This is a genomic window from Dietzia sp. DQ11-44 (assembly GCF_014145205.1).
In the GTDB taxonomy this organism is placed as follows: Bacteria; Actinomycetota; Actinomycetes; order Mycobacteriales; family Mycobacteriaceae; genus Dietzia; species Dietzia natronolimnaea.
The window spans coordinates 1-12,159 of the sequence record NZ_JAALEC010000086.1 but is presented as its reverse complement, the minus strand read 5'-3'; the positions used below and the strand labels follow the sequence as shown (position 1 = coordinate 12,159).

Sequence of the window (12,159 nt, the reverse complement as noted above, 5' to 3'; positions counted from 1 at the left end):
TCCCGCCGGCGTGGGGTCCGCGTGCGCCAGAGCGTCCGCGTCACGGCGCTGGTGCGGGGGCGCGGTGACCGGGTGGTCGGAGCGGAGTTCGCCGACGGCACCACCGTCCACGCCGAGCAGGTGATCCTGGCGACCGGCGTGTGGGCGCCGCAGCTCGGGGCAACCGTCGGCCTGGACATCCCCGTCCGGGCCCAGCGTGCGCAGTTGGTGCTGGTCGATCAGGGTGAACCGGTGCAGCACGTGCCCACCCTGTCGGACCTGGTGGGCCTGCAGTACCTGTGCCGTGAGCCGAACGGGGAGATCCTCGCCGGCAACTCCGACCACCACTCGCCGCAGTACATCGATCCCGACGGCTACTCGAACCGGGCCGACACCTCGACCGTCGAGAAGGTCGTGGAGCGGCTCATGCACCGCCTGCCCGACATGCCGGACCCCACGATCACCGGCAGCTACGTCGGGGCGTACGACACCACGCCCGACTACAACCCGGTGATCGGCCCCTCGCCGGTCGACGGGCTGTTCCTGGCGGTCGGCTTCTCCGGGCACGGGTTCAAGATGGCGCCCGCGGTCGGTCGGCTTGCCGCGGAGTTGCTGCTCGACGGGACGACGACGATGTCGGGTGTCGACCCGGCGGACTGCCGCTTCTCCCGATTCGCCGAGGGCAGGCCCACCACCAGCCTCAACCCGTACGTGGGCGCGGGGGAGATGCGCTGACCGGCCCCGGTCCCATTCTCTGATCCGGCGCGCCGGGCGGGGTGCCGTGGTCCGGTCATCCCAGGTGGATCTGGCCCTCCACGAGGTGCGCGACGTGCCCGGTCACCCAGATGCCTGTGCCGGGGGCGTCGTCACATCCGGCCGCGATCCCCACGCGTCCCTCACGCCCGAGCACGGAGCCCTGCCGGGCGGTGTAGCGCGGGGGCAGCGTGCCGTTGCCGGTGAGCCACACCGCCAGTCCCGCATGGAAGCTGCCGGTCACGGGGTCTTCCGAGATTCCTGCCGAGACGGGGAAGAAGCGGACCTCGACCTCGACCGCGTCCTCCCGGTCTGTCGGATAGCGGCCGACGACCCCCACCCGGTCCCCGTCCAGGGCCTGCACGTCGGGCCTCACGGCGAGGACGGCCTCGGCGTCGCGCAGGAGCAGCGCGCAGGAGCCGGGTCCGTTGTCCACCCAGGAGTGGTCCACCACGTCGTCGCGGCTCAGTCCCAGACCCGATGCCAGTCGCTCCACCTCCGACTCCTCGAGGGGACCTGACCTGATCAGCTCCGGTGCGGCGAACGACCAGTCACCGGCCCCCTCGTCGCGGACGGTGACCAGTCCGATCCCGCATTCCTGCACGGCCCTGCCGGGCACCCGGGGACGCCCACCCGCCGAGTGCCACGCCGCGCACGAACCGAGGGTGGGGTGGCCCGCGAACGGCAGCTCCCCGGCCGGGGTGAAGATGCGGACCCGGTAATCGGCCGCCTCGCTGGTGGGGGCCAGTAAAAAGGCCGTCTCGGACAGGTTGGTCCAGTTGGCGATAGCGGCCATCTCCGTCTCGGTCAGCCCGTCCGCGCTGTGGACCACGGCCAGGGGGTTGCCCCGGAACGGGACGTGGGAGAAGACGTCTACCTGCGAGAATCTCATTCCCCGACGGTACGCACCACCTGCCGGAGGGCGTGCGCGGCCGGGCGCCACCACCCTGACGTGCGACCTTCCGGTGCGGTGGATTTGCGCCGCAGCTTTGTTACGGTGCACGTACCGGCAACATCGAGCGGAGCCCTCACTCCCTCGGTGGGTGTCGGCCCCTCGGTCCGGATGATTCCGAACCCATCCGGACGACGAGCCCGGATGGCGACGGGCCCGCCGTCGTCACACGACGAAAGGAATCACATCATGGGCAGCATCGATCAAGGACTCGGCCTCCTCCAGCTCGGCTCGACCACCTTCACGACCGGCTCTGGTGTCATCGACGCCGGCACCGACTTCCTCGGCGCGGTCGTCGGCGTGATCCGCACCGCCGTCAACGGTGCCGCGGGCCTCATCGGCTCCGCCGAGCTGGTCTGACCCGCGAACCGTACAACGCGAGTGCACGGTCCGGCCTCGGGCCAGTGCCCTCGAGAACCACGAGTCGGCCCCCGCGCGGCGGGGGCCGACTCGCGACGTAACGGGAGGGGTCGATACGAACGAAGCGGCCTCGCCGGGCCATCACTCACCCGGGCGCCGCGCCGGGTGGTGCGGCGTTCAGCTCTCGCGGAGCGCGTCCGTGCACGTCAGGCGAAGTCTCTCGAGCTGGGCGCCGTGCTCTACCGCTCGCGCCACCAGCGTCTCTAGCGTGGGGCGGGGCAATCGCGGGTCGCCGATGTCGAGGAGGGCCCTGAACCCCAGCTCCTTGCCCCGGACAGCGATCGTGAGCGCCTCCAGCTCGAGGAGATCACTGAGCGGCGACCTCTCGGCGAATCGCTGGTTGGGCTTGAGCTGACCGAGCTTCTCCGCGGCGCGGGCAGGGAGGTCCTTGAGGGCAGACGGCGACGTCCCCGCCAGGGTCATGAGTTCCTCGAGACTGTGGAGGTCGTCCACCGTCTCGTCGCCGATACGCGAGACGACCCCACGGATCTCGGGGTCCTCGTGGTCCTTGGCCACCCTCCGGAACAGGTCCACCCCGGCGGCGGCCCCGGCGTGGTGGTCCTGCATGTACGTGTGCAACAACTCGGTGGCCATACCGGCGACGTTACGTCCTCTCGGCGAGGCGGCAACCGCGAACCGGCAGGGTCGTCACCGACGAGCTCAACCGCGGGCGAGGGCCGGGAGCAGCTCCTGCTCGGCCAACTCGAGGAAACCGGACTGGTCCTGGGAGACGTGGTGCAGATAGATCTCGTCGAACCCCAGTGACTCGAACTCGCGGAGCCGGCCGACGAGGTGATCGACCGAGTCGGTGACGATCACGGTCTCCTCGATCTTCTCGTCCGGGATGTACCGGGCGACCAGGTCGAACTGCTCCGGGGTGGGCAGGTCGTAGGCGACCGGCGGGTCCACGGCGTGGTTCTGCCACTGATCCCGGGCGACCTCGCGTGCGCGGCTCATGGTGTCCTCGATCGCCACGTGGACCTGCAGAGCGAGCGTCCCCCGGCCGCCGGCCGTCCGATAGGACTGGACGATCTGCCGGACCGAGTCGGGGTCGTCGTTGATGGTGATGAGCCCGTCGGCCCAGGTCGCCGCCCGCGCGGCGGTCTCCGGGGTGAGTGCCGGGCCCATGATCCGGGGTGGTGTCTCCGGGAGCGAGTACACCCGCGCGTTCTCGACGTCGACGAGTCCGTGGTGGGTGACCTCCTCGCCGCGGTGGAGGCGGCGGATGACGTCGACGCTCTCCTCCAGGCGGGCCTGCCGAGTGGCCTTGTCCGGCCACTTGTCGCCGGTGATGTGCTCGTTCATGTTCTGACCACTGCCGAGGGCGACCCAGAAGCGGTCGGGGAACATCTCGGCCAATGTGGCCGACGACTGGGCGACGACGGCGGGGTGGTAGCGCTGGCCGGGCGCGCAGACGGTGCCGAACGTCATGCCGGTGGTGGCGAGCGCGGCACCCAACCAGGACCAGGCGAAGCCCGAATGGCCCTGGCGCGTGGACCAGGGTGAGAAGTGGTCGGAGCACATCGCGATGCGGAAGCCCGCGCGTTCGGCCTGCTGGACGTCCCGCAGCAACCTGCCCGGGGAGATCTGTTCGTGCGAGGCGTGGAATCCGTAGGTGGTCATCGTTCGCCTTCCTGTCGTCCCTTCCGGGCCGCCTGGATGGCGTCGGCCGCCCGGATCAACCCGATGTGACTGAACGCCTGGGGGAAGTTCCCCGCCAGGCGGCCGGATGCGGGATCGAACTCCTCGGAGAACAGGCCGAGGTCGCTGCCCCGGGACACCATGGTCTCCATGAGGGTCTGGGCCTCGTCGACGCGGCCGCTCCCGGCGTACTGCTCGACCAGCCAGAAGGTGCACAGAACGAACGGGTACTCGCCGCCCTCGAGGCCGTCGATCCCGCTGTCGACCCGGTAGCGGTGGACGAAACCCTCCTCGGTGACGAGGTCACGTTCGATACACGCCACCGTCCCGAGCATCCGGGGATCGCCGTAGTCCAGGAATCCGGTATGGGGCAACTGCAGGAGGGAGGCGTCCACCTCGGAGTTGTCGTAGGTCTGGGTGAAGCTGCCCAACTCGTCGTCGAACCCGTGCTCGTCGATCTCCTCGGCCAGGCGGGACCGGAGCTCGCGCCACCGCTCCACGGGTCCGTCGAGCCCGTGCTGCTCGACCGCGCGGACGCCACGGTCGAACGCGGCCCACATCATGGCCCGCCCGTGGGTGAAGTGGTGGGTGGACCCGCGCATCTCCCAGATCCCGTGGTCCTCGCGGTCGAAGTGCTTCTCCGCGTAGCGCAGGAGACCCTTCTGCAGGCCCCAGGTGTACTCGTCCTCGTGGACACCGGCCTCGCGCAGGTCGTGCAGGGCTATCATGACCTCCCCCACCACGTCGGCCTGATACTGGTCCGCCGCCCCGTTGCCGACCCGCACCGGCCGGGAGTCCTCGTAGCCGTCGAGGTGGTCAAGTTCCATCTCGATCAGCTGGCGTTCCCCGCCCAGGCCGTACATGATCTTGACGTCGTCGACGTCGCCGGCAACCGCGCGGAGAAGCCAGTCCCGCCAGAGCGCGGCACCCTCGGTGAGGCCGTGCGCCACCACGACCTCGATGGTGAAGGCGGCGTCGCGGAGCCAGGTGTAGCGGTAGTCCCAGTTCCTCTCGCCGCCGAAGTACTCGGGCAGCGAGGTGGTCGGCGCGGCCACGATGGCGCCCGTGTCCAGATTGGTCAGCGCCCGCAGGACCAGGAGCGACCGGGTCACCTCCGGCTGGGGATCGCACTCGACCTCCAGCTGTGACGACCAGTCGGTCCAGGCGCTGATGGTCGCCGCGATCGTCTCGTCGGCGTCGGGCGGGTCGGGGACCTCCTCGTGGGACGGGAACCAGGTCAGGTCCCAGTCCAGCCGTTCTCCGGCGCGGACATCGAATGATCCCTGGAGTCGCCGGGCGCGCCCACCTTCCTGGGACTGCTCGTCCTCGCGCACGGCGGCCCGGGCGTGGGTGTCGTCGCTGGGCGACAAGTCGTCGTCGTCCTCGTCAGGCCAGTGCAACATCGGACCGGTCACCAGGATGCCGTCGGGGCCCGCCAGGGCCAGCAACGCGCGGTCCTGGCCGTCCCTGGCGATCTCCCGGGTCCACGGCGTGGCGCGTGCGTAGTCGAACCTCAGGCGCAGGTCGTGCTCGACGGCCACCTCGCCGTCGAGGCATTCGACCCGGCGGATCAGGTCCCCCTGCGACTCGCTGCGCAGGAGGCAGTCGGTCACCCGGGCGGTGCCGGTCGGCGACCGCCAGGTCGTCTCGAGCACGAAGGTCTCCGGGATGTAGCGGCGATCGAGCACCTCGCCGTCGACTACCGAAAGGCACCACCGGCCGTCCTCCGGGCCGCCGAGCAGGGCTGAGAACACTGCAGGGGAGTCGAACCTGGGGAGGCAGAGCCAGTCGATGCTCCCGTCCCGCGACACCAGCGCGCCGGTACGCAGGTCGGACAGCAGGGCGTAGTCCTCGAGGGGAGTGCTGCGCGTCGAGCCGCCCATCTCTAGAAGACGGGCTTGCCGCCGGTCACCCCGAGCACAGTGCCCGAGACGTAACCGGCGTCGGCGGGCGAGGCGAGGAAGACGAACGCTCCCGCACATTCCGCGGGCTGACCCGCGCGACCGAGCGGGGTGTCCGAACCGAACTCCTCCAGCTTCTCGCCGGGCTGCGTGGCCGGCTGCAGCGGCGTCCAGATGGGGCCGGGCGCGACCGCGTTCACCCGGATGCCCCGGGGCCCGAGTTCGGAGGCGAGGTTGACGGTGAGGTTGTTCAGGGCCGACTTGGTGGCCGCATAGTCGAGCAGCGGCGGGGCCGGTTGGTAGGCCTGGATCGACGTGGTCGTGATGATCGAGGACCCGGGGCCGAGGTGGTCCAGCGCCTCCTGGCTCGCCCAGATCGTGGCGTACAGGTTGGTCTTGAACACCCGGTCCATGTTCTCGCTGTCGATGGTCTCCAGACCCTCGCCGCGAGCGTGTTGGTAACCGGCGTTGTTCACCAGGATGTCCAGTCCGCCGAGCTGCTCCGCGGCGTCCCGGACCATCTGACGGCACTGGGACTCCTCGCGCAGGTCACAGGGGAGGAGTACCGCCCGCCGGCCCGCGTCCTCGATCCAGCCCCGGGTGTCCTGGGCGTCGGACTCCTCCTCCGGCATGTAGGAGATCGCCACGTCGGCTCCCTCTCGGGCGTAGGCGATGGCCGCGGCCCGCCCGATCCCCGAGTCCCCGCCCGTGATCAGGGCCTTCATCCCCTGGAGCTTGCCTGATCCGCGGTAGGTCTGTTCCCCGTGATCGGGCACCGGGGTCATCTCGGAGCTGAGCCCGGGGGGCCGCTGCTCCTGGGGCGGGAACCCGCCGCTGTCGTTCGTCATCTCCTCGGCGCGTCGTGTGATATCGCTCGTGGTGCTCATATCTCCAACGTACGTAAAGGTGTCGTATCCGCCACCGGGGCCGGACGGCGTCCGGAGGCCCCGAGCGGGTCAGCGGGCGTCGACCTCCCGTGCGTCAGCGACCCAGCAGGCCCTTGGCGATGTGTGTCACCTGGATCTCGTTGCTACCGGCGTAGATCATGATCGACTTGGCATCCCTGGCGAGTTGTTCGACCCGGTACTCCGCCATGTAGCCGTTGCCGCCGAAGAGCTGCACCGCCTCCATCGCGACCTCGGTGGCCGCCTCGGAGGAGTAGAGCTTCATCGCCGACGCCTCGGCCAGGGTCAGGGGCTTTCCGGCGCGGGCCCGTTCGATGGAGTGGAACACCATGTTCTGCACGTTGATCCGCGCCACCTCCATCCGGGCCAGCTTGAGTTGGATCAGCTGGAACCGCCCGATCTCCTGGCCCCAGAGGGTGCGCTCGCGCGAGTAGTCCACGCACAGTCGGTGGCACTCCTGGATGATGCCCAGCGCCATGATCGCCACCCCGGTGCGTTCGGCGGTGAAGCTGGACTTGGCGGACTCGCGACCGTCGCCACCACGGTGTTCCTCGGTCTCCCCCAGGAGGCGGTCGCGGCCGAGCCGGACGTCGTTGAAGAACAACTCGCCGGTGGGGGAGCTGTGCAGACCCATCTTCTTGAACGGCGCGCTCTGCGTGAGGCCGTCCATCCCCGTGTCCAGGACGAATGTCAGGACCTTGCGGTCACGCTTGGCCGCCGCGGCGTCGCGGTCGTCGGCTCCGGCCGCCGCGCCCTCGTCGAGCTTGGCGTAGACGATCATCACGTCGGCATGCGGGCCGTTGGTGATGAACGTCTTGCGGCCGTTGAGGATGTAGTCGTCGCCGTCCCTCCGCACATAGGTCCGCATCCCGCCGAACGCGTCGGACCCCGAGTCCGGCTCCGTGATCGCCCACGACGCGACCTTCTCCATGGTCACGATGCCCGGCAGCCAGCGTTCCTTCTGCGCCAGCGTCCCGCGCGACATGATGGTCGTGGCACCCAGGCCGATGCTCACCCCGAGCGCCGACACCAGACCCATGCAGGCCCCGGCGAGTTCGCTGATCACCACCGCCATCAGCGAGTCCTGGCCCTCAAACGCTCCGCTCGAACCGCCCGAGCTCTCCGAATCGCCCGACCCGTCTGACCCGCCCGACCCGTCTGACCCGCCCGACTCCCGCGCCCGCTGCCTGGCGAGCATCTTCTCCACGCCGTCGGCGGCCATGGTGTCGATCCCGAACTCCGCGAACAACTTACGGATGATCGGATAGGGCGGCATCTCCCCGCTCTCCAGGCCGTCCAGATTGGGGCGGATCTCCTTGGCGATGAAGCCCCGCACGGCCTCCCGGATCATCAGATCGGTCTCGGACCACTCGTACATCGGTGTCTCGTCTCCTCGGTGCCCCAGGCCGCCGCTGGAACATGTTCCGGTTCAGTCTGTCGCGCCCCGGGGCGTGGGACGGGGTTTCGGCGTGAAACGTCTCCCGCCGGGCAATCCCCGCAGAACCTGCGGGAGGTCGAGCACACTCGGGTGCATGAGTGCTCCCCTCGACGACGCATCCGACCCGGCCGGCGACACCCAGGCGGGCGGCACCCGGGCCGGCGACACCCAGGCGGGCCGCGACCAACTGGGGAGGATCGGTCTGTGGACGGGCTCCCTGGAGGGCGTGCCGCCGGCCGGGATCCCGGATCTGCTCGGCGAACTCGAGGAGCAGGGCTGGGGGTCGCTGTGGTTCGGCGAGGCCGTCGGGCGCGAGGCGTTCACCGCCGCGCAGCTCTACCTCGGGGCCACCCGCCGTATGGCCATCGGTACGGGCATCGCCAACATCTACGGTCGGGACGCCTCGGCGGCGGGGGCGGCCGCGCGCACCATCGAGGCCATGCACCCCGGCCGCTTCGTCCTGGGTCTGGGCGTGTCCCACGCTCCGCTGGTCGAACGGCACCGCGGGCACAACTACGGGCGTCCACTGTCGGCGATGCGCGAGTACCTCGACGCGCTCGACCGGACCCAGCCCATGGCGGCGGGGGAGGACACCATGCCGCCGGTGGTCCTGGCCGCGCTCGGTCCCAAGATGCTCGAACTGTCCCGGGACCGGACCGCCGGCGCGCACCCTTATCTGACCCTCCCCGAGCACACGGCGCGGGCGCGCGAGATCCTCGGCGGAACCGGGGAGGACGGACCGGCCCTGGTCGTGGAACACGCCGCGGTGGTCGCCACCGGCGTGGAGGACGACGACGAGCTGTGGCGGTCGCGGGCCCGGGACCACCTGAACATCTACACCGGGCTGCCCAACTACCGGAACTCCTGGACCCGCCAGGGTTTCGACGAGTCCGACTACGTCCGAGGCGGCAGCGACCGCCTCCAGTCGGCCATGGTGACCCGGGGGGTCGAGGCCACCCGGGCGCGGGTACAGGAACACCTGGACGCGGGCGCCTCGACGGTGCTCGTGCAGGTGCTCGGGGAGAACATCCTGGTCCCGCCCGTCGAGGACTGGCGGCACGCGTACGAGGGGCTCCTGGGCTGACGGAACCCGGTGCGGGGTCAGCCGGTGTAGGCGACGGTGTCGACGACGATCGGTCCCGCCTCGGCTCCACCGGTGGTGGTGAGTCGGTACTCGACCCGGCCGGATCCGGTGGGGATGATCGCGTCGTACGGGTGCGCGATGGGGTCCGGTACTCCGAGGGAGATCCGCGGGTGGGGGATCTGCGCGACCTTCTCCCCGCTCGCGCCGGTGTCCAGGTTGCGCCACGAGAGCGTGGCGGTCAGAGCGCACGGACCCACGCCGACGACCGCGAATGCCCAGCTCACACTGGCCGTCCCGGGATAGCCGTCACCTCGCAGTGAGGTGGACACGGCACCGGCGCACGCACCGGTGGGTGATCCGCCCCAGGCGACCAGACGGTTCGGGGCGGGCAGGAGCTGGGTGAGGGCCTCGGAGGAGCCCTGTGCGTTCGCGGTGGCCGGGGCCGCGAGGGCGGCGGCCAGTGCGACTGCCGTGGCGGCGAGGGTCGCGGTCACGGTGGCGGTGGGTCGGCGGATGGCCCGCCGGGTCGTGCCGGTGGTGTTCACCACCCCCATGCTGGCACCGGGTGAGGCGGACCACAAGGGTCCGGGGTCGACAGCGAACGCGTTCGACACCTGTCTGTAGTGTCCGACTAAAGGGTTTCCGAGAGGACACATCAATGGGCGGCAGGACGCGCGGCGGGGACGCTGTTCGGGCGGAGCAGAACGGACTGATCGTCGTCCTGGCCTTCGGCGGGATCGTCATGTCCCTCACCCAGACCCTGGTGATCCCGCTGCTGGGGATGCTGCCCGCCATCCTCGGCACCTCGGCGACCAACGCCGCGTGGGTCGTCACGGTGACCCTGCTCGCCGGAGCGGTGGCCGGCCCGATGATGGGCCGCCTCGGCGACCTCTATCCCAAGAAGAACGTCCTGATCGGCGTCACCGCGGTGATGGTCATCGGGTCCGTCCTGTGCGCACTGTCCACTTCGCTGTGGCCGATGCTCATCGGGCGTGCGCTCCAGGGCGTGGGGATCGGCGTGATCCCGATCGGCATCGCGACGATGCGCGAGGTGCTGCCCGCCGTCCGACTCGGCCCGGCGATCGCCCTCATGAGCTCCTCGTTGGGGGTCGGTGGTGCGCTCGGGCTCCCGGCAGCCGCGGCGCTGGCCCAATACGGCTCCTGGCAGTGGATGTTCTGGGGTACGGCGGTGCTCGGCGTGGGGATCATCGTCATGATGGCCCTGCGTATCCGGTCGCTCCCGGCCGCCAAACCCGACGGGACCCTGGACCCGATCGGAGCCGTGGGACTCGCGGTGGGTCTGATCTCGCTCCTGCTGGCGGTGTCGAAGGGCGCGGACTGGGGCTGGCTCTCGGCGTTGACCCTCGGGCTGTTCGCGCTGGCTGCCGTCGCGTTTCCCGTGTGGGGCTGGTGGGTGCTGCGTCACCCGTCCCCGCTCATCGACCTGAGGGTGGCGGCCCGCCGACCGGTCCTGTTGACCAACATCGCCTCGATCCTCGTGGGCATGGGTCTGTACGCGCAGCTGCTCGTCATCCCCCAGATACTCCAGCTCCCGGTGGCCACCGGCCACGGGCTGGGGCAGTCGATGGTCGCCATGGGGCTGTGGATCGCGCCCGGCGGGTTGGCCATGATGGCCGTCTCCCCGATCAGCGGACGACTCATCACCACACGGGGTCCCAAGCCCACGCTCATCCTGGGATCGCTGGTCATCGCATCGGGGTACGCCTCCGCCATGTTCCTCATGGGCTCGACGTGGGGCGTCATGATCGCGGCCGTCATCACCAGCTCCGGCGTGGGTCTGGCCTACGGTGCCATGCCCGCCCTCATCATGTCGTCGGTGCCGCACTCCGAGATGGGGTCCGCCAACAGCGTCAACACCCTCATGCGGTCGATCGGCACCACCACGGCCGCGGCGGTACTCGGGGTGATCCTCACGCAGATGTCCGTGGACTTCGGGGGGTTGTTCGTGCCCACCGAGACCGGTTTCCGCGTGGGCCTGTTGCTCGGGTGCGGGGTCGCTCTGGCGGCTGCCGCGGTCGCCGCCATGATCCCGCCCCCGTGGGAGACGGAGGACTGACCCACGGCACCTCGGGACGCACCCCCCCCGAGGCGTTGCAGGATCGTTACCTGATCCGCATATGTGTTCGATATAATCGAACACAGGAGCGATTCAGGTGAGGAGTAGCGATGATCTGCAGTGGCAGTGCGGCCGATGGCGTGGCCGCCGAACTCCTCGCCTCAGAGGTGCTGTTCGCCGAGAATCGCGCGGCCGCCGCGAGATGCCGGGGTGTCCATGCCCTCGTCGAGCACCACGAACGGCAGCTCGAGGCGCGACTGCAGGAGATGGGCCCGGGGGAGCCTGACTGGTCCAGGCTCGACCCCATCGATCACACCTGCCAGTCTCTGGTCGCCACGACCGGTGTGACGTACTCGCGGGCGAGTGACGTGGTCGGGTTGGCCGTGGACGTGCACGCCTGGGCCCCCGCGGTTCTGGATGCGATGGAATCGGGGCTGTTATGCGAGCGCATCGCGATGCTGCTGTGTAGCCGGATCAGGGACGTGGACCCCTCCCTCAGCCACGAGGTACAGGCCGCTGTCGTCGAGGACTATCTCAAGCGACTCCATAGGGGGGAGCGGCCCAACCGGAGGACGATCTCCCGGCACGCGGACAACGTCGTCGCGAAGATCGACCCGGAGGGCGAGGCAGAGCGCCGCCGTGACGCCGCCTTCGGTCGGGGCGTGCGATTTCGCAGAGAAGACCGCGGGATGTGCACCATGACAGCCCGTCTGCCCGCAGCTGCGGGGGCGGTTCTCGCGGAGCGAATCGACGCCTTCGCGGGAAAAGCGGCGCCAGGTGACCGCCGCACCCTTTCGCAGCGGCGCGCCGACGCGTTGGTGGCGATGGCCACCGGTGACCATGTCGTGGTGGACCCCGACGGCGGGTATCGCGGCACATCCGCCGCAGGATCTGCGGACCCGACGCCGGGTTCAGCCCGCGGCTCGGACGCGGCTCGGGGCGGGGGAAACGGCGCGCGCACGGGCGAGGCCGCCGGCAGCGGGGCCAGTGCCGGTGACGGTGCCCCTGC

The 12,159-nt window shown here is 70.1% G+C and carries 12 protein-coding genes; 5 read left to right on the top strand and 7 right to left on the bottom strand.

Annotated elements, in window-relative coordinates:
- On the top strand, positions 1–714 hold a 714-nt coding region (locus G6018_RS02645), incomplete at its 5' end, for an FAD-binding oxidoreductase (RefSeq protein ID WP_182638642.1).
- Between the two features lie 55 nt (positions 715–769).
- Here G6018_RS02645 and G6018_RS02640 read toward each other — a convergent pair.
- Positions 770–1,624, bottom strand: a complete 855-nt coding sequence (locus G6018_RS02640) for a PhzF family phenazine biosynthesis protein (protein WP_182638641.1) — start codon at positions 1,622–1,624, stop codon at positions 770–772.
- A gap of 249 nt (positions 1,625–1,873) precedes the next feature.
- Here G6018_RS02640 and G6018_RS02635 point away from each other — a divergent pair, with 249 nt between their 5' ends.
- Entirely contained in the window at positions 1,874–2,044 is a 171-nt protein-coding gene (locus G6018_RS02635; RefSeq protein ID WP_182610057.1) for a hypothetical protein, read from the top strand.
- A gap of 177 nt (positions 2,045–2,221) precedes the next feature.
- On the opposite strand, the gene G6018_RS02630 is transcribed toward G6018_RS02635, so the two are convergent.
- From G6018_RS02630 to G6018_RS02610, 5 genes are all read right to left on the bottom strand, one after another.
- Complete coding sequence (locus G6018_RS02630; protein ID WP_182638640.1) at positions 2,222–2,698, bottom strand: hypothetical protein; 477 nt, start codon at positions 2,696–2,698, stop codon at positions 2,222–2,224.
- Positions 2,699–2,764: 66 nt separating this feature from the next.
- The gene (locus tag G6018_RS02625) at positions 2,765–3,727 is read right to left on the bottom strand and encodes a TIGR03885 family FMN-dependent LLM class oxidoreductase (RefSeq protein ID WP_182638639.1); all 963 of its coding nucleotides are present in this window, start codon (positions 3,725–3,727) and stop codon (positions 2,765–2,767) included.
- Positions 3,724–5,628 (bottom strand): glycoside hydrolase family 15 protein, encoded by a 1,905-nt coding sequence (locus tag G6018_RS02620; RefSeq protein WP_182638638.1) that lies wholly within the window; start codon positions 5,626–5,628, stop codon positions 3,724–3,726. Before G6018_RS02620 ends, G6018_RS02625 begins: the two co-directional genes overlap by 4 nt.
- 2 nt (positions 5,629–5,630) lie before the next feature.
- Positions 5,631–6,494, bottom strand: a complete 864-nt coding sequence (locus tag G6018_RS02615; protein WP_241731059.1) for an SDR family oxidoreductase — start codon at positions 6,492–6,494, stop codon at positions 5,631–5,633.
- A gap of 133 nt (positions 6,495–6,627) precedes the next feature.
- Entirely contained in the window at positions 6,628–7,929 is a 1,302-nt protein-coding gene (locus G6018_RS02610; protein WP_182638637.1) for an acyl-CoA dehydrogenase family protein, read from the bottom strand.
- Positions 7,930–8,083: 154 nt separating this feature from the next.
- On the opposite strand from G6018_RS02610, the gene G6018_RS02605 reads away from it, so the two are divergent.
- Positions 8,084–9,073: a TIGR03620 family F420-dependent LLM class oxidoreductase gene (locus G6018_RS02605; RefSeq protein WP_182638636.1), complete on the top strand. Its 990-nt coding sequence runs from the start codon at positions 8,084–8,086 to the stop codon at positions 9,071–9,073.
- 17 nt (positions 9,074–9,090) lie between these two features.
- Here G6018_RS02605 and G6018_RS02600 read toward each other — a convergent pair whose 3' ends face one another.
- Complete coding sequence (locus G6018_RS02600; RefSeq protein WP_187700850.1) at positions 9,091–9,627, bottom strand: hypothetical protein; 537 nt, start codon at positions 9,625–9,627, stop codon at positions 9,091–9,093.
- 104 nt (positions 9,628–9,731) lie between these two features.
- Here G6018_RS02600 and G6018_RS02595 point away from each other — a divergent pair, with 104 nt between their 5' ends.
- Both G6018_RS02595 and G6018_RS02590 read left to right on the top strand, forming a co-directional pair.
- A complete protein-coding gene (locus G6018_RS02595; RefSeq protein WP_182638634.1) occupies positions 9,732–11,150 on the top strand; it encodes an MFS transporter in 1,419 nt (472 codons plus the stop codon).
- A gap of 110 nt (positions 11,151–11,260) precedes the next feature.
- Positions 11,261–12,159: DUF222 domain-containing protein (locus G6018_RS02590; RefSeq protein WP_182638633.1), on the top strand; the 899-nt coding region annotated here is incomplete at its 3' end.